This is a genomic window from Mangrovibacillus cuniculi (assembly GCF_015482585.1).
GTDB lineage: Bacteria > Bacillota > Bacilli > Bacillales > R1DC41 > Mangrovibacillus > Mangrovibacillus cuniculi.
Genome location: NZ_CP049742.1, coordinates 751,201 through 772,590, shown reverse-complemented (window position 1 = coordinate 772,590; position 21,390 = coordinate 751,201). Strand labels below are relative to the sequence as shown.

Here is a 21,390-nt window from a genome sequence, read left to right as displayed (position 1 = left end):
CTCTACCTAACTATTCGGTTCTCCATTCTATGTAAATAGCCTCAACCGTATGCTTTATTGCTTTTTCCAGCTGTTTCTTTTGTTTTTCAAATTGATATTGTTCCGCTTGGATATTACCTTGATAGTAAATATAAAGCCAAACTGTTTTCCCTTCATTTTTCACTTCTATTTTTTTCACTAAATTCCTCTTCGTTGCATTAAGAGCATATGCTATTTTTAGAATTGCTCCGAGTTCTCGAAGTTTTTTTATTTCTTCCTTTGTAATCCAAGCTTCAAAGGGATTGCAATACTGTTTTAACGTACTGTAATTTTTAAATGAAGCTAGAGCAGCAATCTTCACACGTTCTTTATGATATAGGCCATTAATAGATCTATTGGCTAAAATGTAAAAGGTATGTTGACTAGACGATTCTGAATCAATATACTCTCCTAAATAATATACCGCTGCTGCTTTTTGTATTAACGGCAAATCCCCGTTTTTCACAGTTAATGAATGTTGATCATTTAATCCATTTAACAATTCTGCACTTAATTTTTTCATATGATTGGTATGTGTTTGATTTAGGGAGAATTCTACAGCCAGTTCTTTTGCGCTTTCCTCATAAACATCTACTTCTTGTAAATCTTCTAAGTTTGCATATATTTCTTCAAAGATTATCCCTTCTCTTAACCCTTTTCGACTAACCATGATACCTGTAGAGGAACTCATTTGATATAAGGCATGAAATACCTCAATTGCTGGAATAATAATATCCGCACGGTCTTTTGATAAGCCTTCGATACTCTCAATTGCCTTATATTCGACTCCAACTAATTTTTCTCTCAACCGTTCTAAAGAATCTATATTCATTTCATATTGATGTACCCCTGCAATAGGGTAGTTTTCTTCCGCTTGATTCATTTGAGCAACGTTTCTTGCACTACCGCCAATTGCTATCAAACATTTATTACTTTCTTTTAACCACGGAAGCACCTGCAACTGCGCTTCTATAAAGGAACGTAGATTCTTTCTCTCTTCTAAAGTTACACTATCTCCTTTCAAAAACTGATTTTTTAGTGAAACAACCCCAAAAGGAAAGCTATGTGAATGTTTTAATTGTTTATTTTCGAAAAGTGTGATTTCTGTACTCCCTCCACCAATATCAATAGTAATTCCAGATTGAACTGGTGTGGTAAGTGCAACAGCAACAAAACCGTAATAAGCTTCCTCATACTCAGATAATATTTGAATATCTATTCCGGTTTTCTCTTTCACCTCAATAAGAATAGTTTCCTGGTTATTAGCTTGACGTATAGTAGCCGTTGCAACAGCCTTTACGTACTGTACATCATGATGCAGGATAATTTCCTTAAAGCCGCTAAGCGCGTTTAACAGTTTATTTATCCCAGTATCCGATAACACACTCTCTTTATCTAAATCATATCTGAGTCGAGCAACTGTTTTTACATTCTCAATCTCTTTTATCCTTCCATCTTCTTGTACGTCGTAAATAACTAAACGAATGGTATTGGAACCAATGTCAATAATAGCTATTTTAGATTTCATAACCCCTTCATCTTCCTTTCCTTGTAGGTTTATGATACATGAAAGCATCTATATTATGAAAGTTTACATATAAAATTGACAAAGTTTTAACAATCCAACCTTTTTCCCAATTTTTTTGCTACTTTTTGTCATACATCTTCCCTTTACCGCTAAAAAGTAGTATAATTAGGTAAGTCATACAGAATAGTCTGATTATTCGAAAGGAGTCGTATACTTGAGGAGACATACAAACACCCCTTTACAACCTACAATTAATAACCTCTCACAAGCTATTTTCACGGTTAATCGCCATGCAAAAACCGCAACCAATCCAACTTATTTGTATTCATTAAAGAAAGTCGCATTAGAAAGACTGATTAGTGAAGGAAAAGCTAAAAAGATTGGTTTACACTTTTCTAAAAACCCAAAATTAGCCAAACAACGTTCAGACGTTCTTGTAGAATGCGGTGAATATTTATTCCACATACCACCTAAAAAAGAGGACTTTCAAAATTTACCTCATCTCGGTAAATTAGATCAATCTTTTAGAAATCCCAAAACACGACTATCGTTAACCGATGCCAAATACTTGTTATCTACCTATACAGGCCATAAAGAAAATAAGAATCGTTTTAGTAATAATCATAATACAACTTACACAAAACCGGTTTTCAAAAAGCTAGGTGAGTCGTTTCGTTAATCCCTTCATGAAAAGAAGCTGGGACATAACTAAAAAGGTACATTCAAAAAACGAATGTACCTTTTTTTGTTTTAAAATACTGCAGAATTAGTGCTTTTACAGAATAAATATGCGGGAAGGGGGCGACTCCTACGGGAAAGGTTCTATGTCTAGCTGCAGCGAAGATCCCTGTGCAGTCACTTTTAATTTTTGTCCCAGTCTTTTGTTTTACACCAATTCAATTCTTCCATTATAAAATCAATTTATCTATCTTCAGAACCAACTTTTCAATTTCAGGTTTACTCACTTGATCATCTGCACCAACTACTTCACCCTTATGAAGTAAATCATTAGTGATTAAACTAGAGAAAATAATCACTGGTAGTTTCTGAAGTGCCACGTTTTCTTTAATCCTCTTTGTTAAATGATGACCATCCATTTGAGGCATTTCAATATCTGTGATCACCAACTGGATAATGTCTTCTATGGCATCACCGTTAGCAACTAGGCTCTCTAAATAAGCTAATGCATCTTTTCCATTTTCAAAGAAGTCTACTCTTTCATAGCCAGCTTCTCTTAACGTATCAAATAGTAATTTTCGTAATAACGGAGAATCCTCTGCTGCTACTATTCTTTTATTAGATCTTTCTCTTGTCCCTAATTTCCTCACCCGATCAACAGAAATTCCAGAGTCAGGGTTTACTTCTAGAATGATTCGTTCAAAATCAAGAAGTAGTAACATCTCTTCGTTACGTTTAATTACCCCAATAACTTGTGACGTTTTTCCTGAATATACATCAGAAGGTTTTTCTATCTGATCCCATGAAATTCGATGAATCTGAGTCACATTATTAACATGAAAAACAACCTTCTGTTGATTAAACTCTGCAACAATGTACTTGCCTAATGTACTGTTACTTTGCTCTTGGATGTTTAAAGCTTTCGATAGGTTTACAACAGGTAATACCTCTCCTCTAAGCTGAATAATTCCTTCTAGATGAGGGTGAGCTTGCGGAATAAATGTAACTGGAACAGGCTGAATAATTTCTTTTACCTTAATAACATTGATACCATATCTGTTACCACCAACTTCAAACTCAACAATCTCCAATTCATTTGTGCCACTTTCAAGAAGAATCCCTTTTTCTTTCACTAGACACTCGTCCTTCCTTATCTAATTCTTTCTTTCTATTACTATAACATGAAAAATAGGAAAAAACTTGTGGGCTAATGAATATTAAAACAAAATAAAAAGGACAAAAGTAATGAATTTACCGTTGTCCCTTTGTACAATCTTATTTCCTTATATCTGATTGACCTTCCTTTGAATCAGTATACCCACAATAGCGAACAACAATAGGCTGCCTAATGCCATTCGGCTTGCAATAGTTCCATATTCAGAGAATAAAAGAGTAATGGATCCATATACGACTGGACCTATAATTGCTGAAACCTTACCGGAGAATGCAAACAATCCAAAGAACTGACCACGTTTTTCCTCTGGTGATAATTGAATGATCAATGTTCTAGTTGTTACCCAAAGGGAACCAAGGGATACACCAAATAAAGAGCCTGCAATCCAAAACATCCATGTTTCTACGGCAAAGACTGCAAGTGTAAGAGCTACTACAAGTATGTAACCAACAAATAGTACTGCTTTTTTTGCTCCTACTTTTTTTGTGATAAATCCGAAGAGAAAAGACCCAATTATACTTGCAATGGTTGATACTAAATATAGTAATACGAATGCAGAAGAAGAAAAGTTGACAATTGCCTTAGCATAAACAGCCATCATAGCTATTGCTGTAGCAATGGCATCGTTTAAGAAAAAATAAGCAACCATGAATAAGAATATAGCTTGATGCTTTCTCATTTCTTTTAGTGTGTGAACTATTTCTTTATATCCTCCCAAGAAAGAAACATTAGTGATGTTTTCTTTCTTTTTTTCAGGTGTAAATAGAAATAATGGTATAGAGAATAGCAAAAACAACACTGCTGTAGGAATGAATGCTTCATGATTCCCTTCTTCCCCAACAAACAAATATACCGTTAAACCAACGAGTGTACCAACGTATCCAACTGCAATTCCAAATCCAGAGATCAATGGCAATTCTTTAGCGTTTCCTAAATCAGGCATCATTGCGTCATAAAAAACTAAACTAGAATGAAAGAAGAACTTGGCTATTACAAATAGAACTACGACAATTAAAAAGGTTAGCGGCAATCCTGATACTACTGTTGAATTATCTAACCCACCAACAATACCCATCATAAACGTACAGAAGACAGCTATTAATGTAAAAGGAAGAATAAAAGCTTTTTTCCTACCTGTTCGATCTATGGCCGCTCCAAACAATGGGGAAAAAATGACTAATAAGAGACTAGCAAATGCATTGGCATACGAAATAAAAGATTGTGCAATATTATTCATCACTGCATTACTGCCTACTACTTCATTTACATAGAAAGGAAAGAATATTGTATTGATATTTGAAGAAAAAATAGTATTTGCAAAATCATAGAGTGCCCATGATAGAATTGGTAAGCTAAAAAAAAGTGCCTTCCCCCTTCTTTCTAAACTACTTGACGAGTAATCTGTTGCAGGTTTGACTGATTTACGAGAGGGATTCATACATTTTCTCCTTTTCAGTGTTTTAATGATACCTTTTCGACACCTACAGGCTTAAAACCTCTCCTTTACATGATTTTTACAAGAATGATAAGAAGCAAGGACTTAACCAAAAGGGACTGCACAGGGATTTATTCTGTAAATGTCCTACTTCTGCAGTTAAATTAACTCAAAGACAACGCAAAAAAGGTACATTCGATTTTTTGAATGTACCTTTTTAGTTTTGCAGCAACCTCAAGCTATACTTTCGAGGCTTCTATACTAATTACATGTATCCACGGATTATTATTTCGTTAAGATAATTGGCTCGCCGTTTGTGACCACAATAGTATGCTCGTATTGTGCCGTTAAGCTTCCATCCGGAGTTTTAAACGTCCAGCCATCTTCCATAGTTATGATTTCTTCTGCTCCAGTTGATACGAAGGGCTCTACCGCCAAAACCATTCCATCTTTTAGTAATTCATTATCCCATGGATCGAAGTAGTTAAGGATATGATCTGGCGCTTCATGAAGAGAAGTTCCAATACCATGTCCAGTTAGTGTCTTAATGACTGTTAAATTGTTTTTCTTTGCTACTTGGTTAACTATTTTCCCAATTTGATTTTTCTTTGATCCAGCTTTTACTTTAGTCATTGCAGCCTCAAATGCTTCTTTTGCAATTTCACATAGTTTATGTTTAATTGGGTCACCTTCACCAACAACAAAAGAAACACCAGTATCTGCATAATACCCATTAAGGAAACCAGAAACGTCGATGTTTACAATATCCCCATCTTGAATTACTCTGTCACCGGGAATACCATGGGCTACTTCATCATGGACACTTATACACGTATATCCTGGGAATTCATACATTTTAATTGGAGCTGATGATGCCCCTTTTTTTCAAACATTTCTTTTGCAATTAGATCTAACTCTTTTGTTGTAATCCCAGGAACAGTAGCTTCTTTCATTGTATCTCGCACAGAAGCAACGAATGCTCCGATTTCTTTTAATCCAGCTAAATCTTTTTCGTTTTGGATAATCATATATACGTACTCCTCTCGCGTTTCATCTCACATTCTATGCATTATAACACAATTTCTGTTCTTTTTTCTTGTCAGTTTAATCCGTGAATTTTTTCGACTTTCACTAGGCTAGTTTGTGAGCTTATCGAGTGACAAACAATGAGTTGATACCTGATAAGAACCAACGTAAATAGGTACATTCAATTGTATGAATGTACCCTTTTTTTAGATTTGTCAAAGCCTTTTTCTTATTTATGTTTTTGCACTACTAATGTCGAGGCAACTAAATCATGTAGCGCTTGCTTTTTTTCTGTAAATGCAGCCATGATGTAACCGATCATAAGGATTGGTGATAATAATGATTTTACTAATAATCTTCCAAAAGATCGACCAAAACCAATTCGTTGGCCACTTAGCGTTGTTACTTTTAATCCTACTAGTTTCTTCCCTAGTGTTGCCTGCCATTTAGATGCTTCCATGACAGCATAATAAAGAATAGACATTAAGATATTTAACACAATAATAAGTCCAAGTGATGTCAATATTGCTTCAATTCCAGCAGAACTCTCCATAAATTGAGCAATTTCCTCTTCTGAACCTGACATTAAGACTTGGCTTTCTGCTCCTAAAAGAACTGTAAGAATGATAGTTGATAGTATATAACTTGGTACTGAGATAAAAATAGAGTCAATAATATACGCTAAAAACCTCTTCCAAAACCCTGCATATACGTATTCTTCTCTATACTCTTGTTCCTGTTCTAGTAATGTAGACAAACGAAACACTCCCTTCTTATCCATATGAATATAACGAAATTTCTTTGATTTGGAAAGACCCTTTATTAGTTTATTTCTTTTTAAACATACTGTATTCTTTTACACATGGTAAAATGTAAGAATTAAAGAAAAAGGATGAGCGCAATGCAAATTAATCTTTCCCCTAAAGTACAATCTATCCAAATTTCTGGAATTCGTCAATTTATGAGTGAAATTGCTTCGATAAAAGATTGCTTATCATTTACTATCGGGCAACCTGATTTCCCAACACCAGATCATGTCAGAGAAGCCGCTAAAGATGCTATCGATGCCCAATTTACTTCTTACACGGTTAATGCTGGAGACCTCCGTTTAAGAGAGGCAGCTGTAAAATTTGTAGAAGAAAAATATGGTTTAAACTATAATCCGAATAGTGAAGTAATCATAACAGTAGGGGCTAGCCAGGCCATAGATGCCACTTTACGAACACTTTTAGAAGCAGATGACGAAGTTCTCTTACCAGTTCCAATTTATCCAGGTTATGAGCCTATTATTATTCAATGTGGAGCTAAACCCGTATACATGGATACGACGAAGACACAGTTCAAAGTCACACCTGAATTGATTAAGGGAGCAATGACGAAGAAAACAAAGTGCATTATCCTTCCTTATCCTAGTAATCCTACAGGTGTTACGTTGTCTGAAGAAGAGGTGCATGCTATTGCTGAGGTGGTAAAAGATCGTTCGATTATGGTGATAGCGGATGAGATTTATAGTGAACTTACCTATGATCAAGAGCATACTTCCATTGCAACTTACTTACCAGATCAAACAGTAGTGATAAATGGGTTGTCTAAATCCCATTCTATGACAGGCTGGAGAATTGGATTACTATTTGGTCCAACATGGTTATTAAGAGAGGTATTAAAGGTACATCAATATACTGTTTCTTGTGCTTCTTCCATTTCACAAGCCGCAGCACTCCAGGCTTTGACTGTTGGCAAAAACGATGCACTTCCCATGAGAGATGCTTATAAAGAGAGAAGAAATTATATGCAATTGAGGTTAGAACAAATAGGCTTTGAAGTAATTAAACCTGGAGGTGCTTTTTACTTCTTTGTAAAAATACCAACACATGTGGATTTATCTTCTTATGATTTTTGTATTGATGTTGCACATAAGGCAAAAGTTGCGATGATTCCAGGCAGTGCTTTTTCTACTTATGGTGAAGGTTACGTACGATTATCCTATGCTTGCTCCATGGAGACTATTGAAGAAGGAATGGATAGAATAGAAGGATATTTCCAGATTAATGAAAGAAAATCATTTGAAGGTTCTAAACTTTAGTTACCAATAATGAGCAATGACAGATTTCAGTTAAAATACAAAAGAGCATCCTATTTAAAATTAGGGTGCTCTTTTTATACCAAAAAAGGAACAAAATAGAAAATTATACATAAATATATACTAAAAATTTTATAAGGAGTGTAAATTAGATCGTATGTTTACAAAAAAGAATGTAAGTTTCCCCACAGAAAAATTTCTAGGTTTTATACTTGTAACGTGTATCTTAATCGTTTTTTTACTAGTTGGACAAACCACAGCACTATTTACTGACGCTGAAACCACACCTACAAATGAAGTAGAAACGGCGGTTCTACGTTTAGAATTAAGTCCTATTACTCAATTATTTGATATACCAAACCTTATACCTGGGGACTCCATTTTACGTAGTATTACCGTAGTAAATACAGGGACAGTCCCATACACGTACGAAATAACATCTAATTCTCTTTCTAACAGTTTATTATTCACGGATGCCATTGATGGATTACAAGTAGATGTTTCTCATTCAGGGGGATCAATTTATAATGGTTCCGTTAGTGCAATGACCACTGGAAATGCTGTTTCATCCTTATTACCAGGTGAAAGCGAGACGCTAGATGTCTTCATAACATTCCCCGTTACAGCTGGTAACTCATTTCAAAATATAACCGAACAGGTAGAGTTTACTTTCACCGCAACCCAACTTCCGGGTACAAGTCGATGAGAAGGAAAAGGTATCTTAAAGATAAAATACTTTTTGGCATACTAGTTGTCCTTTTAATCCCTGCATTTATAGTAATTTTCCCTTATTTTTTTGGTTGGAAGTCTTATGTAGTAACAAGCGGAAGTATGCAACCAACAATTGGTGAACATTCTACTGTAATTGTTAAACCAAAAGAAGAAGAGGTAATTACTTTAGGAGATATTGTTTTATTTCAGTATAAGGATTCATATGTACTTCATCGTGTTGAGAGAATTTTCGTTGAAGAGAACAAAGTAAAGTATGTCACCAAAGGAGACGATAATCCAATAAAAGATAATGCAATTCTAAAAGAAAAAGATATTTTAGGAACGTACCAATATCACCTTCCATTTATTGGCGGAACTATCCTTTGGATACAAGAGAATTTTCTCATGAGTGTATTCTTAGCATTTATTTTTGTGAAGAGTTTTTTTGAGTTAGGAAAAAAGGATTATGTTAAATAAGTTAACTCTTATTTGTATACTTGCTCTAACACTATACGGGAGTCTTATCACGACAAGTACCGCATTGTACTACGACAATAAATCTTTAAGCAACTCGTTCACCACACTTAAAGATATTAAATTTTATTTCATTTTTTCTAGTAGCGGTTCAGAGGTTGCTACAGGAATAAACGAAGAGTTAAAAATAGATTTAGGAAATACAAGTTTAATTTCCACTATCACAAAGTCATATTCTTCTTCCTTTACGATTATAAATAAAGGACCAAGTACCACTTTAGAATTTCAAATAATCTCTTTAAGTAAACCTGCTTCTTCAGTAATAAATTGTACAAGCGTATTAACAGTTAATCCATCTACAATACCTGCTAATAGTACAATACCAGTTACTATAGATTTTCAGATTTTTTCACTCTTGGGTGTACTTGGTGGACAGTACGAGGGAATTGTACGTGTAAAAGATGTAAACACCGATTTAACATATGATATTCCCATAAGTTTTTCTTTAAGTTTAATCTAATAATGATAAAAAGGTGCATTCTAGGAAGAATACACCTTTTTATGTGTTCTAAATGAATATCATTACTCACCAATAACAGCTTTAACAGCTTCCATAACTTCTTCATTAGTACGTAATTGAAGAACTTTTTCCGCCAATGTTTCCATCTCTGCTTTGGATAATGATTTTAATTGTGTTCTTGCACGTAAGATAGACGTTGCACTCATAGAGAACTCATCTAATCCTAATCCAAGAAGAATTGGTAATGCTAACTCATCTCCTGCCATCTCTCCACACATTCCAGCCCACTTACCTTCTTTGTGAGCAGCATCGATCACCATCTTCACTAAACGTAAAATAGCTGGGTTGTATGGTTGATACAGATAAGAGATTTGTTCGTTCATTCGATCTGCTGCCATCGTATATTGGATAAGATCGTTTGTACCAATACTGAAGAAATCAACTTCCTTCGCAAATAAATCTGCCATAACAGCAGTAGAAGGAATCTCTACCATGATACCAACTTCAATATCTTCTGAAACTGTTACACCATCTGCTACAAGCTTGTCCTTCTCATCTAAAAGGATTGCCTTCGCATCGCGGAACTCTTGTAAATTTGAAATCATAGGGAACATGATTTTTAAGTTACCATAAGAGCTTGCACGCAATAGTGCGCGTAATTGTGTACGGAAAATATCTTGTTGATCTAAACATAAACGAATTGCACGGTACCCTAAGAAAGGATTCATTTCTTTCGGTAGGTGTAGATATGGAAGCTCTTTATCTCCTCCGATATCTAACGTTCGTACTACTACAGGTTTATCTTTAAGACCTTCTAAAACAGCTTTGTAAGCTTCAAACTGCTCATCTTCAGTAGGTAGTTCATCGCGACCCATGTATAGGAATTCTGTACGGTATAAACCGACACCTTCTCCACCATTGTCAATTACACCTTGAATATCATTAGGTGTACCGATGTTAGCTACTAGTTCTACATGATGACCATCAGCAGATACAGAAGGCTCATTAATTAATTTTGCCCACTCTGCTTTTTGTTCTTCATACTCTGCATGTTTTTGCTTATATGATGCAATTACTTCTTCTGATGGATTAATATGAACTTCTCCTGTTAAACCGTCCACAATAACAAAATCATTATGTTTGATAACAGAAGTAACTTCCTTCGTTCCAACTACTGCTGGAATTTCCATTGAACGAGCCATAATTGCTGAGTGAGAAGTACGACCACCAATGTCAGTCGTAAACCCTTTCACATACTGGCGATTTAATTGCGCGGTATCTGAAGGCGTTAAATCTTCTGCAATAATAACTACTTCTTCATTAATCATACTAGGGTTAGCTAATGGTACATCTAGAAGGTGAGCCATTACACGCTTTGTTACATCACGAATATCAGCAGCACGCTCTTTCATATACTCATTATCCATCTGTTCAAACATTGTCACAAAAAAGTCTGCTTTTTCCTTCAGAGCTGCTTCTGCGTTGATTAAATCAGTTTTAATTTGATCTTCTATAGGTGTTAAAAGCTCAGGATCATTGAGGACTAATAAGTGAGCTTCAAAAATTGCTGCTTTATCTTCGCCAAGGTCTACTTTCGCTTTATCGCGAATTGCAGAAAGCTCCTCTAACGAAACAGAGACTGCTTGACGGAAGCGCTCTACCTCTTTTGAACCATCTTCTACTTTCTTTGTTTCAAAAGATAGATCTGGTTCAATAAGTCTGAACGCTTTAGCCATGGCAATCCCATTTGAAGCAGCAATACCTTGTAATTGCTTAGTCATTACTCAGCTAAGTTTTCCTTTTTTAGCGTTTCTTCTAAAGTAGCTAATGCTTCGTCCTCGTCGCTACCTTCAGTAATAATAGTAATTTCTGCATCTTTACCAACACCTAGAGACATAACACCCATAATTGACTTAAGGTTCACTTTTTTACCTTTAAATTCTAAATGAATGTCAGAATCAAACTTGCTCGCTGTTTGAACTAATAAAGTTGCTGGACGAGCATGAATACCTGTTTCTGCTGTTACTGTAAATTGTTTTTGTGCCATTAAAATCAAACTCCTTTTGTACTATCATGTTCCTGCTTTCTTAAATTATCCAAGATTTCTTGTTCAGTCAAGAAAAGATTTTAATGAAAGCATTTACATGATGAAAGTTGTGATAAATACTTTAAAATCCTCATTTAGAATAGCAAAAACCCCTCCAAAAAACAAGGAAAGGGCTTTTTGAAAATGTACTATTGAAAGAAAACTATTCTCACTGAATTGATTCAGATAACGGAAAATTGGTATAGCAGATGAAAGTTTAGAAAATGAAATTATTGGTTAGGTTGTTCACGTTTGGCTATCTTGTATCTCAATATGTTCTCCGTTATTTTTAATTTCATCATTACTCCAGTTAATACATCGTCACTTTCTAACGAAGACTGACCTCCATTAGTTAATTCTAGTAAAGCTCTTGCCAGCCATTCAGCTGTTTGTTTTAGCTCTCTCTCCGTCCAAACAATCGGCTGCTCATTCACTAATAAAGCAAGAATAGATGAAGCTGTTTCCTTCACTTTGTCATGATTAGACATATTCTACACACTCCTGTTTTTTCTTCATATGTATGTCAGAAGAAACAATGTAGAACGTACAAGTTATCTTTTTCTTACTATTTTTAGTTTACGTATTTCTTCCTACTGAGTAAACTAAAGGTAACACACAATTAGGAGGGGAAAAACAATGAAATATAAAAGAGATGAATCCTTTCGCTTCTCTTTAATTAAACCAATTGAAGGTACATTTTCCATAAAAATCTCCAATACACAAAAAGAAACAGAAACAAAGCTAGGAAAGTTATTAATCGATAACATTAGTCCAAGTGGATTAAAATTTTCATGTCCTTTAAACATCCCAGAAGATAATCCAGATGTTGTTCTACACATAAAATTTCCTTTAGGAGATATCCAAGTGGAGACATACGGAACCATTGTGTGGAAAAAGAAAGATCATTCTGGCTACCTTTATGGTTTTGAATCAACTCCGAATCCTGAAGTGGAAAACCAAATCATAACTGAACTTAAAAAAATCGTAAAAAAAAGCCATAACAAGTAAAAAGTTATGGCTTTTTTTTACGACTTAATTGCCTAATATGTTTATGGAAGTAATCCTAACTTCTTTCCTCTTTTTCATAAAAGTAAGTCACCGATCCACCACGTTCTGCAACTCCTCTAAAGTGTTTGAAATCTGCTCGATTTACCAAAACTTTTCGAAATAAAAGAAAATCTTCTTTTGTCACCTGCAATGAATCTCTTTCTCCATTAACTAATTGATCAAATAATTTATTCATTTCTTCTATGTTCAAGTTACTCACCCTTATCCGACATGTACAGAATTTTCTTTAGCACTAATTTCATTTTCTCGATTTTTTATATACTTTACCGTCATAGTTAGTGCTAATACAATTGATATTGAACCAAAAATGATAATCATGAAAAAGAATCCAACGGCATCTAATAAGAACCCCGTGAACACAAGTACAACTTGGAACAATACACGGTCCATCATACCACGAAACGAAAAGAAACGACCATGAATCTCTTTTGGTACTTCTGTTTGGAAAATTGTCGCTGCAACTGGGAAGAACGCACCTGCGCTAATACCAAATAAACTAAATGCAATAACAGACATTATAAAGGAGTCTGCAAAAAATAAAAGTAACTGTGAGGCAGCTATAAATACTGCTGAAACAGTAATAAACCCGAGTTTATCTTTTCCTTGAGAAAATCTTTTAGCTAAAAATGCTCCTACCATAAAAGCAATACCCTCACATGTGTATAGCCACCCTTTTATTGCAGGGTTTTGTTGTATTTCACTTATTTTTAACACCATTAAATTAAAACTACCAATAAAAGAGATAGGAACTAGTGTGAGTAAAAGTGTTTGATATACTCTAGGATGTTCTTTTAAAAGAGGAAGTACCTCTTTAAAACCAGAACCTTTAGTGAATTTCTTTCCTTTTTCCACTTGTTTCTTTTCATCTAATAATTGAAGAAATGGAATACAAGCTAACAAGATTAGGTACGAAGCAAATACTAATGCATACGTCACATTTAAACTTAGACTAACGACCAAAATACCGCCTATTGCCGTCCCTACAATCCTTGCTAAAGTTCCCACATTCATATGAACACCATTCACGGTTAATAAGTCTTTTTCTTCTACTATTCTAGGAATGAGAGCTTGCAATGCTGGAAAATAAAAAGCTGCTGAAACCCCAATCCCTAACATATACACCATCATCCAAAGAACTTGCTGTTGACTAATTGCTATAAACATAAATAATACGGTAATCATCCTGATAAAAGATGACCAGAAAAGAATCGATTTTATGGAATATTGGTCAATCATTTTACCTGCTATAGGACCAAACAAAACACCAAAAAATAGCCCCACAAAAAGGATCAGTGACTTAGCAAAATCTGAAGGAACATGCATGCTTAAAAATTCTAAATTTCCTATAATTCCAACCCAAAGACCTACGTTTGCAATTGCTTCTCCACTAAGTAATATCCATATATTACGATTACGCCACATATATTCACCATTCCTTCGATTTACCCTTTATTTCGAGTTACTAAATATTTTACTCTCGGACTACTTCCTTTGTCTACGCTTATTTCTGAGAATAAGAAATAAGTTAAATGTTTCCGCTTACATGAAAATTAGCCTATTTTTCAAAAAAATGAAAAAATGACTTTACGTGTGTTTAAAAATATAGGAGAATAGTAACTAATCATTAATGCGTAGTCCCACTTGCCAAAGGAGCGATGCGAAATGAAAAAAGCAGAAATCGGTAATATTATTGAGTTTAGAGAAGGACTATTAGGTCTAGTGGAAAAAGTAAATGAGAACTCTGTTATTGTGGATTTAACCATTATGGAAAATTACAGAGATCTAGAACTTGAGGAAAAAACAGTAGTAAATCACAAAAACTATAAAATTATTCAAGGTACGTTATAGCATGAAACATAAAAACGCCAGAATCTCCTATAATTGATTCGGCGTTTTTATGTAGAGGAATCTTCCCCTTCGTAGATTCCTATGGCTAAAGCCCCATTTTTCCCACAGACACTCATTATTGCTCTTTTATCATTTCTCTTACAGAAAACTGTTACCACAATGTCTGCATACTCTTTTCTCTTAATGGTGACTTTGTTTTTTCTTCTTGTCCAAAAATAATCAATGATTATTCCACTTATTATTCCAACAACTAAACCAACTAAACCAGATAAGACTGGACCTATTCGCAAAACATATCCATAAATTGTCCCGATTAGCATAAATACAGTGCCTAAAACACCTGCTACATCCATCAAACTTTTCCCGTCCGATTGATACATCGTATCTAATAAACCTATATCATTTGACGTAACCTCTAGTGGAACTATTAATATGTTGTCCCGTGGTACTTCCATTTCCAATAATTCATTTACAAAGATTTCAACTAAATTGGAGTGTTTAAAAGTGGCGAAAATATACAAATCACACCCTACTCTCATTCATTTTCTTTATTACAAAAAGAGAAATGTTTAGGTTGATAATGATTCCTTAAATGTTCTTTTTGGGAAATTAAATAAATCTTGTTATATTCTACGGTACTTACATAAGCATCATAAGCAAAAAATACAAAAATGGAAGGCAAGAATAAACTCCATTGAACATCCATGACTATTCTAGCCCTTTCAAAATCCCCCATTAAGGTGAAAAATATTCCTTCATAAAGATGTGCTAATGTCGAAAGAGACACCCATAATATTATGCTGATAACTAAAGATGGAATTCTGTTAATGTATAGATACCCAAGCCCCGGGGTTATGAAAGACCAAATTATTGCAAGAATGGGGCTTCTTAAATCAAAATAATTGGTCTCGAATGAATTCACTGGATCTTTTTTTATTACAATGGGCTTTGCAGAAGCTAACGTGTGGATCTTATTTAATTCTACGGCTCTTCTATATGTATCCCAAATAGAGAAGACATACACAGTCACATATAAGAAAATAAACCGATAATCAAGAAGTGTGCTGGCCTCTTCAAATTGTCCAATTAAAGATAAAAAAATCGCATGGTTTAGATGCGTTAAAGAATTAATTAATACTTCCCAAAAGATTAATATTAATCCAACTGCATATTTCCCCAATAACAAGTGCCCAAACCCTGGAAAAGCCGCTGCCCACCACGTTAGGATAAGCGGTTGATGATAATGGCTAACATTAATAGAAATAGAGCTAGCTTCCACTAATTGATACCTTTCACTCATTACCATCCCCCCTATCCATTTTCATTACTATATTTCCACAAATATGAAAAAGTATGTTCTAAAATTATTTCTTATCTAATGGACTCTCGCTAAGTTGTTTAAAGCTTTCTACTTTCCCATGTGGTTTTTGGTCTTGTTTACGAACGTTCCATTTTCTTTCTTGTTCATGTTTAGATTCAGTCATTTTCTTTCCTCCTAAAATGTATTCTTACTTACAGTTTGCTTAATTACCTACTCCTATACGTAAAAGAACGCTCCAAGAACTAGGACGTAATCATTATTTTGTTTGTTTTGTAACCATATACCAACAAAATCGTCTATTATAGTAGATGGACAGATATTAAAGGAGGAAGAAATATGCAACTAAAAACATGGGTGTTAACTCCAACACTAGCTTCAATCCTTTTACTTGCAGCTTGTGGAACAAATTCCACATCAGGGGAAGTAGATGAAGTAGATACTTCTAATGGATCTGAACAAGTTGTTAATCAACAAGAAGATTCAACTGAGGAAACTACAGAAGTATCTGAAGAGGGCACGGAAACAAACCCAGAGGAAGATACAAAAATTCGTCTTCTAGAGCGTCAACTTACCTACTCAAAAGCTTCAGAAGAAATAGAGACAACAGCTTTTTTAAAGAATAGTGACAATCAGCCTTTTTCTTTATACGTTCTACCAGAGTATGAATTAACAGCCGAAGAACCATTTAAAGATGTTGTCTATTTATCTGAAGATTCTAGCGTATTCATGAGAATTGAAACACTACCAGCCGATAGTGATATTGCGTTTGTACTTGAAAATACGAAACAACAATTGGCTGTTACTAATGAAGATGTAAATGACTTCACATCAGACAAGCATTCGGAATGGTTACCTGGAAAGAATCAGTTTGTTGCAGAAAACGCTAATTCTAAAGTAATTAGTGTAGTAGATGAAGCAAAGAAGATTAAATTTACCATCTTTACAACTCCGGACGACCAATGGACAGACGCGCTGTTAAGTATGGCAGGAACAATTGAAGTGACAGAATAAACGAAAAGCAATCCAACTGATGGATTGCTTTTTCCTTTATTATAGCTACAAAAAGAAGTCTAAACTTCTTTGTTTCTCCAAAGTAATACTAAAAATAATAAGCTAACATAACCAAAAATCGGGTACAAGATAGATAAAAGCAAGGAATAATCAAAGAAACTAATAAAATAAGCTACTAGCAACAGACCAGCCTGGATAAAAAGTCTTGGTATACGCACATATGGAAGTAATTGTTTCTCCAACCCATAAAGGCTTCCTATGATAGAAGTAAACACTTCACCATAAATGACTACCATATAGAATCCATAGAAAGCCAATAAAAAACTACTCATCGCCACAGCCATTGGGATCTCATAACTTGTTACATCAGGAATAATCGAAAGTGTCATATGAGAACCAAGAAGAATCAATGTTAGAAAAACTCCTCCTAACCATCCTCCTCTTTTTATTACCTCTTCATCATCCACCTCTGTAGCTAATGGTACAAGAACCGCTTGTGCTAATATCAAATTTAGAGCTGCATAAGAAAATGGTGACAATAATGCTCTCCACCCTTCTCCTATTACAGGAACGACTAAATTTTGTTCCAAAAAAAGTGGTTGTCCAATTGCATGAACAAACAACATGATGGCAAGAAATATCATAATGGGCACAACCACAGTATTTACGTATACCAAACCTCTTGTTCCCACTATCATAACGATAAAAGCAAGTAGCATTGTTAGCCATACACCTATTTGTTTAGAGTATTGGAGTTGTTCTTGAAATACCGCACCAGCACCTGACAACATCACTGCCATGACACCAATTAACATAACAAGTAATAGAAGGTTCATAACCTGACCAAAAATATTTCCAAATATATGAGTCATAAATTGTTCATATGATGTGGCCTGAATTCTTCTTGCTAGAATCATCATTTTTGTACCAAGGTGTATGAATAAGATTCCAGCAATAGCTACGCCAATAATTCCTATGAAACCGTACTGTGTAAAGAATTCAATGATTTCTCTTCCAGTTGCAAACCCTGCTCCCACAACTGTGCCAACATATACAGCTGCAACTTGAATAGAAGTAAACCATTTTCTCATCCGTTCATCACTTCCCTTCTCCTCATCATATGTACAAGCTTGCTATTTCAGAAGAGAAAGGTTGAACTGAGAATTGTGAAACTCACACATTTTTCGACACATGTGTATTCAAAGTCGAATAATAAATCTTTCCATTAGCACATTATAACGTGCTATGTGTATTTTTTTTTCGTACAATAGTGTCGAAAAGGAAAACACAGAAAGTTACTTCTAAGGAGAAATATACTTTCTGAGCAAAATCAAAATAAAAGCGAGGAATAAAAATGAATTTCTTAACAAGATTTAGTTTGAGGAATGCAGTAGCCATTTTCATTATTTCATTTCTACTCATTTTGGCTGGCTTATACTCTTTTTCACGTCTAAAAGTGGACCTTTTACCAAACATTGAATTCCCAACATTATCTGTTGAAACCATTTATCCAGGAGCTTCACCAGAAGATGTGGATGAAAATGTAACAAGTAAATTAGAAGATCAGCTCGATGCAGTGGAAGGTGTAAAATCTATCACAAGTACTTCATTTGACAGTGTCTCCATCATTAACATGGAATTTCCATTTAGTGCTGATATTGATGAAGTAGAGCAGCAAGTGGAAAATATTCTTAAAGAAGCAAATCTTCCTGACTCTACATCAACAGAGATAAATAGGTTTTCCTTTGGTACATTCCCTATATTTAACATTTCTTTATTTGGTGTTGATGACACAAGCGTGGAAGAAGTAGTAGATACAAAACTACTTCCTGAACTAAACAAAATTAACGGCATTAATTCCATTTCAGTCGGCGGTAGAGTGGAAGAACTTCTTTCCATCTCTGTGGACCCCGATAAAGCAACTCAGTATGGATTAACGTTAGAAGAAATTAGAAAACAAATTACAGATAAATCTTTATCTTTCCCAGCTGGTACCATTACAAGTGAATCTATAGAAATTCCTGTTCGGGTTCAAGAAAAAGTAGATACCATTCAAACCTTAAGAGATTTAACTATTACGCCTGCATTTTCAAATCCAAATGCACCTGTTACATCGATAACTCTTGGAGATATTGCTGAAATAAAAGAAACATCTGAAAAGCCAGAAATTACACGTTTTAACTTAGAAGAATCTTTATCGATGGCTGTAACGAAGAAACAAGATGCAAATACAGTAGAAGTAGCGGATCAGGTGTTAGAAGTCTTGAACAAATACGATGATGAAATCCGTTATTCCATTGGATTTGATTCTGCAGAAGGTATTACGAAATCAGTTGAAACATTAGTAAAAGAAGGATTATTAGGAGCATTGTTTGCTTCGATTGCCGTGTTGTTATTCTTACGAAATGTTCGAGCGACTATTATCGCTATTATCTCCATCCCGTTATCCCTACTGGTAGCGTCTATATTCTTATATCAACTAGATATATCTTTAAATATCATGACACTGGGTGGTATGGCTGTAGCGGTTGGACGTGTTGTGGATGATAGTATTGTGGTAATTGAAAATATATTCCGGCGCGTAAGAAAATCACAAGAAGGAATGACCAATGACTTAATTGAAACATCAACGAAAGAAATTTTAAAAGCCATCACCTCTTCCACTATTACAACTGTGGTTGTTTTCTTGCCACTAGGATTTGTAGGTGGAATTACTGGTGAATTCTTCTTACCGTTTGCCCTTACGATTATTTTTGCCTTATTAACTTCACTAATCGTAGCGATCACCATTGTTCCTATATTGGCTAAGTTTTCGTTTAAGAAGGTTCCACCAGAAGAGAAAGAAGGCAAGATGGAACGTGCATTTGGTAAAGTCATTCTTTGGTCTCTTAAGAAAAAATGGATTGTTATAAGTTTATCTGTTCTTACTCTATTAGGAGGACTTGGCCTAACTTCCTCCCTTGGATTTACGTTTATCCCGAATGAAGAACAAAAATTATTAGTAGCTAGTGTTAGACTTCCATCTTCTACATCACTAGAAAGAACGAATGAAATAGCTCTAGAACTAGAACAGTATTTTGATCAAAATGATACCATTGAAGACGTAACAGCTGGTATTGGTAGTCGAGATTTCCAAACAGGACTTAAGCGAAAGAATCAAGCTAACTATTTCTTAAGTTTAAATGAAAATGCAGAAGTCGCTTCGTTCATTCCTGAATTACAGAGTCAAATGGAAGAGATTGTATTTGAAATGGAACCAGAAGCAACTCTAGGTGTCCAGGAACAGTCTACAGGTGGACCACCGTCTAATAATAATGTAAATATTGATTTATTTTCAGATGATTTGGATGCATTGCAAGAAGCGTCTATCGAAGTAGAAAACTACATGAATTCACTTAACACATTAAAATATGTTTCCAACAACTTTAGTGAAAAACAAAAACAAATTGTTGTAGATATTGATAGCAAGAAAGCAAGTGAATTAGGTATTAGTGGATTCCAAGTGTTAGGAACGATTAGTGACCAAACTCGCCCTGTTACCATTAATGACTTTAGTCTGACAGATTCAGATCGTTCGCTTCAGATTCAGTATGAACAAGATCAAATCACGTTAGATGATTTAAATAACTTACCTCTATTTACTTCACAAGGAGTATATACTGTATCAGATGTAGCTCAAGTGAAAGAAGTAGAAAGCTTTACAAGTATTCAAAAACTTGATGGGAATGTGTATGCACGTATTTCTGCTCAAATAGTCGGAGACAACATTCAAGCCGTCACACAAGAAGTAATTAATGGTGTACAAGATAACGTTACGCTTCCAAATGGTGTTTCATTCGAAGGTGGTGGCGGAAGTGATGAGACAGTGGAAACTTTCCAACAGTTAGGTTTAGCTATGTTAATTGCAATTGGATTAGTTTATATCACCATGCTAATTACATTTGGAAAAGCAAGAATTCCGTTTATTATTTTATCTTCGTTAATCTTTGTTCCAATAGGTTCACTTTTCGGTTTATTTATTGCACAAGAACCGCTTTCTGTAAGTGTAATGATTGGATTCTTAATGCTAATTGGTATCGTAACAACGAACGCGATTGTGATGGTAGACCGCGTAGGACAAAACATTGAAGAAAAAGGAATGTTTATCAGGGAGGCTTTAGTGGAAGCTGGTAAAACTCGTTTACGCCCAATCTTAATGACGGCGTTTGCGACAATTACAGCCCTATTACCATTAGCGTTTACCACTTCTTCTGGAACGTTAATTTCCAAAGGTCTTGCGATTACAGTAATCGGTGGATTAACCTCCTCCACGTTGCTAACGTTAGTCTTGTTACCAGTGTTATATGAACTGTTCTTTTTTAAAGAAAGCAAAAAACAATTAAAAGAAAAACAATAACAAAATGAGCTGTCCC

General features: G+C 34.8%; 22 protein-coding genes and 1 pseudogene. 9 read left to right on the top strand and 14 right to left on the bottom strand.

Going from position 1 to position 21,390, the window contains the following annotated elements:
• Window positions 1-10: 10 nt before the first annotated feature.
• Window positions 11-1,546 (bottom strand): exopolyphosphatase, encoded by a 1,536-nt coding sequence (ppx, locus tag G8O30_RS03945; RefSeq protein ID WP_239673691.1) that lies wholly within the window; start codon window positions 1,544-1,546, stop codon window positions 11-13.
• Between the two features lie 214 nt (window positions 1,547-1,760).
• On the opposite strand from ppx, the gene G8O30_RS03940 reads away from it, so the two are divergent.
• Window positions 1,761-2,225, top strand: coding sequence for a YkyB family protein (locus G8O30_RS03940; protein WP_239673690.1), 465 nt, complete (start codon window positions 1,761-1,763; stop codon window positions 2,223-2,225).
• A gap of 229 nt (window positions 2,226-2,454) precedes the next feature.
• Here G8O30_RS03940 and G8O30_RS03935 read toward each other — a convergent pair whose 3' ends face one another.
• From G8O30_RS03935 to G8O30_RS03920, 4 genes and pseudogenes are all read right to left on the bottom strand, one after another.
• Complete coding sequence (locus tag G8O30_RS03935; RefSeq protein WP_239673689.1) at window positions 2,455-3,357, bottom strand: chemotaxis protein; 903 nt, start codon at window positions 3,355-3,357, stop codon at window positions 2,455-2,457.
• A gap of 150 nt (window positions 3,358-3,507) precedes the next feature.
• A complete protein-coding gene (locus G8O30_RS03930) occupies window positions 3,508-4,836 on the bottom strand; it encodes an MFS transporter (RefSeq protein ID WP_239673688.1) in 1,329 nt (442 codons plus the stop codon).
• Window positions 4,837-5,118: 282 nt separating this feature from the next.
• A pseudogene (map, locus tag G8O30_RS03925) lies at window positions 5,119-5,861 on the bottom strand (type I methionyl aminopeptidase).
• 227 nt (window positions 5,862-6,088) lie between these two features.
• Window positions 6,089-6,616: an RDD family protein gene (locus tag G8O30_RS03920; RefSeq protein WP_239673687.1), complete on the bottom strand. Its 528-nt coding sequence runs from the start codon at window positions 6,614-6,616 to the stop codon at window positions 6,089-6,091.
• Between the two features lie 144 nt (window positions 6,617-6,760).
• Here G8O30_RS03920 and G8O30_RS03915 point away from each other — a divergent pair, with 144 nt between their 5' ends.
• The 4 genes from G8O30_RS03915 to G8O30_RS03900 all read left to right on the top strand — a co-directional run bounded on the left by G8O30_RS03915 (window position 6,761) and on the right by G8O30_RS03900 (window position 9,644).
• Window positions 6,761-7,942: an aminotransferase A gene (locus G8O30_RS03915; RefSeq protein WP_239673686.1), complete on the top strand. Its 1,182-nt coding sequence runs from the start codon at window positions 6,761-6,763 to the stop codon at window positions 7,940-7,942.
• A gap of 154 nt (window positions 7,943-8,096) precedes the next feature.
• Window positions 8,097-8,645, top strand: coding sequence for a CalY family protein (locus G8O30_RS03910; RefSeq protein WP_239673685.1), 549 nt, complete (start codon window positions 8,097-8,099; stop codon window positions 8,643-8,645).
• Window positions 8,642-9,127: a signal peptidase I gene (locus G8O30_RS03905; protein WP_239673684.1), complete on the top strand. Its 486-nt coding sequence runs from the start codon at window positions 8,642-8,644 to the stop codon at window positions 9,125-9,127. The genes G8O30_RS03910 and G8O30_RS03905 overlap by 4 nt, the downstream gene beginning before the upstream one ends.
• Entirely contained in the window at window positions 9,117-9,644 is a 528-nt protein-coding gene (locus G8O30_RS03900; RefSeq protein WP_239673683.1) for a hypothetical protein, read from the top strand. Before G8O30_RS03905 ends, G8O30_RS03900 begins: the two co-directional genes overlap by 11 nt.
• Window positions 9,645-9,706: 62 nt before the next feature.
• Here the strand turns inward: G8O30_RS03900 and ptsP are convergent, their stop codons facing one another.
• The 3 genes from ptsP to G8O30_RS03885 all read right to left on the bottom strand — a co-directional run bounded on the left by ptsP (window position 9,707) and on the right by G8O30_RS03885 (window position 12,218).
• Window positions 9,707-11,425, bottom strand: coding sequence for a phosphoenolpyruvate--protein phosphotransferase (gene ptsP, locus G8O30_RS03895; protein WP_239673682.1), 1,719 nt, complete (start codon window positions 11,423-11,425; stop codon window positions 9,707-9,709).
• Complete coding sequence (locus G8O30_RS03890) at window positions 11,425-11,691, bottom strand: phosphocarrier protein HPr (RefSeq protein WP_239673681.1); 267 nt, start codon at window positions 11,689-11,691, stop codon at window positions 11,425-11,427. Before G8O30_RS03890 ends, ptsP begins: the two co-directional genes overlap by 1 nt.
• Window positions 11,692-11,960: 269 nt before the next feature.
• Window positions 11,961-12,218 carry a hypothetical protein gene (locus G8O30_RS03885; RefSeq protein ID WP_239673680.1) on the bottom strand — a complete coding sequence of 86 codons (258 nt, stop codon included), beginning with the start codon at window positions 12,216-12,218 and terminating at the stop codon, window positions 11,961-11,963.
• Between the two features lie 148 nt (window positions 12,219-12,366).
• Between G8O30_RS03885 and G8O30_RS03880 the strand changes: the two genes are divergently transcribed.
• Entirely contained in the window at window positions 12,367-12,738 is a 372-nt protein-coding gene (locus tag G8O30_RS03880; protein WP_239673679.1) for a PilZ domain-containing protein, read from the top strand.
• Between the two features lie 55 nt (window positions 12,739-12,793).
• On the opposite strand, the gene G8O30_RS03875 is transcribed toward G8O30_RS03880, so the two are convergent.
• Window positions 12,794-12,988, bottom strand: coding sequence for a hypothetical protein (locus tag G8O30_RS03875; protein WP_239673678.1), 195 nt, complete (start codon window positions 12,986-12,988; stop codon window positions 12,794-12,796).
• Between the two features lie 11 nt (window positions 12,989-12,999).
• Window positions 13,000-14,220 carry an MFS transporter gene (locus tag G8O30_RS03870; protein WP_239673677.1) on the bottom strand — a complete coding sequence of 407 codons (1,221 nt, stop codon included), beginning with the start codon at window positions 14,218-14,220 and terminating at the stop codon, window positions 13,000-13,002.
• A gap of 240 nt (window positions 14,221-14,460) precedes the next feature.
• On the opposite strand from G8O30_RS03870, the gene G8O30_RS03865 reads away from it, so the two are divergent.
• The gene (locus G8O30_RS03865; RefSeq protein WP_239673676.1) at window positions 14,461-14,646 is read left to right on the top strand and encodes a YkvS family protein; all 186 of its coding nucleotides are present in this window, start codon (window positions 14,461-14,463) and stop codon (window positions 14,644-14,646) included.
• Between the two features lie 47 nt (window positions 14,647-14,693).
• Here G8O30_RS03865 and G8O30_RS03860 read toward each other — a convergent pair whose 3' ends face one another.
• The 3 genes from G8O30_RS03860 to G8O30_RS03850 all read right to left on the bottom strand — a co-directional run bounded on the left by G8O30_RS03860 (window position 14,694) and on the right by G8O30_RS03850 (window position 16,130).
• A complete protein-coding gene (locus G8O30_RS03860) occupies window positions 14,694-15,167 on the bottom strand; it encodes a hypothetical protein (protein ID WP_239673675.1) in 474 nt (157 codons plus the stop codon).
• A gap of 14 nt (window positions 15,168-15,181) precedes the next feature.
• Window positions 15,182-15,946 (bottom strand): hypothetical protein, encoded by a 765-nt coding sequence (locus G8O30_RS03855; protein WP_239673674.1) that lies wholly within the window; start codon window positions 15,944-15,946, stop codon window positions 15,182-15,184.
• A gap of 64 nt (window positions 15,947-16,010) precedes the next feature.
• Window positions 16,011-16,130 carry a DUF6254 family protein gene (locus tag G8O30_RS03850; RefSeq protein ID WP_239673673.1) on the bottom strand — a complete coding sequence of 40 codons (120 nt, stop codon included), beginning with the start codon at window positions 16,128-16,130 and terminating at the stop codon, window positions 16,011-16,013.
• A 173-nt stretch (window positions 16,131-16,303) separates the two neighbouring features.
• On the opposite strand from G8O30_RS03850, the gene G8O30_RS03845 reads away from it, so the two are divergent.
• On the top strand, window positions 16,304-16,978 hold the full coding sequence (locus G8O30_RS03845) for a hypothetical protein (protein ID WP_239673672.1): 675 nt from the start codon (window positions 16,304-16,306) through the stop codon (window positions 16,976-16,978).
• 59 nt (window positions 16,979-17,037) lie between these two features.
• Here G8O30_RS03845 and G8O30_RS03840 read toward each other — a convergent pair whose 3' ends face one another.
• Complete coding sequence (locus G8O30_RS03840) at window positions 17,038-18,069, bottom strand: YkvI family membrane protein (protein ID WP_239673671.1); 1,032 nt, start codon at window positions 18,067-18,069, stop codon at window positions 17,038-17,040.
• Window positions 18,070-18,332: 263 nt separating this feature from the next.
• Between G8O30_RS03840 and G8O30_RS03835 the strand changes: the two genes are divergently transcribed.
• Window positions 18,333-21,374, top strand: coding sequence for an efflux RND transporter permease subunit (locus tag G8O30_RS03835; protein WP_239673670.1), 3,042 nt, complete (start codon window positions 18,333-18,335; stop codon window positions 21,372-21,374).
• Window positions 21,375-21,390: the final 16 nt, after the last annotated feature.

Bases quoted from the DNA above. Each gene is read 5' to 3' on its own strand.
- G8O30_RS03900 (WP_239673683.1), top strand. From the start codon at position 9,117: ATGTTAAATAAGTTAACTCTTATTTGTATACTTGCTCTAACACTATAC.
- G8O30_RS03905 (WP_239673684.1), top strand. From the start codon at position 8,642: ATGAGAAGGAAAAGGTATCTTAAAGATAAAATACTTTTTGGCATACTA.
- G8O30_RS03845 (WP_239673672.1), top strand. From the start codon at position 16,304: ATGCAACTAAAAACATGGGTGTTAACTCCAACACTAGCTTCAATCCTT.
- G8O30_RS03850 (WP_239673673.1), bottom strand. From the start codon at position 16,130: ATGACTGAATCTAAACATGAACAAGAAAGAAAATGGAACGTTCGTAAA.
- G8O30_RS03930 (WP_239673688.1), bottom strand. From the start codon at position 4,836: ATGAATCCCTCTCGTAAATCAGTCAAACCTGCAACAGATTACTCGTCA.
- G8O30_RS03910 (WP_239673685.1), top strand. From the start codon at position 8,097: ATGTTTACAAAAAAGAATGTAAGTTTCCCCACAGAAAAATTTCTAGGT.
- G8O30_RS03885 (WP_239673680.1), bottom strand. From the start codon at position 12,218: ATGTCTAATCATGACAAAGTGAAGGAAACAGCTTCATCTATTCTTGCT.
- G8O30_RS03835 (WP_239673670.1), top strand. From the start codon at position 18,333: ATGAATTTCTTAACAAGATTTAGTTTGAGGAATGCAGTAGCCATTTTC.
- ptsP (WP_239673682.1), bottom strand. From the start codon at position 11,425: ATGACTAAGCAATTACAAGGTATTGCTGCTTCAAATGGGATTGCCATG.
- G8O30_RS03840 (WP_239673671.1), bottom strand. From the start codon at position 18,069: ATGAGAAAATGGTTTACTTCTATTCAAGTTGCAGCTGTATATGTTGGC.
- G8O30_RS03915 (WP_239673686.1), top strand. From the start codon at position 6,761: ATGCAAATTAATCTTTCCCCTAAAGTACAATCTATCCAAATTTCTGGA.
- G8O30_RS03870 (WP_239673677.1), bottom strand. From the start codon at position 14,220: ATGTGGCGTAATCGTAATATATGGATATTACTTAGTGGAGAAGCAATT.
- G8O30_RS03855 (WP_239673674.1), bottom strand. From the start codon at position 15,946: ATGAGTGAAAGGTATCAATTAGTGGAAGCTAGCTCTATTTCTATTAAT.
- ppx (WP_239673691.1), bottom strand. From the start codon at position 1,546: ATGAAATCTAAAATAGCTATTATTGACATTGGTTCCAATACCATTCGT.
- G8O30_RS03880 (WP_239673679.1), top strand. From the start codon at position 12,367: ATGAAATATAAAAGAGATGAATCCTTTCGCTTCTCTTTAATTAAACCA.
- G8O30_RS03890 (WP_239673681.1), bottom strand. From the start codon at position 11,691: ATGGCACAAAAACAATTTACAGTAACAGCAGAAACAGGTATTCATGCT.
- G8O30_RS03865 (WP_239673676.1), top strand. From the start codon at position 14,461: ATGAAAAAAGCAGAAATCGGTAATATTATTGAGTTTAGAGAAGGACTA.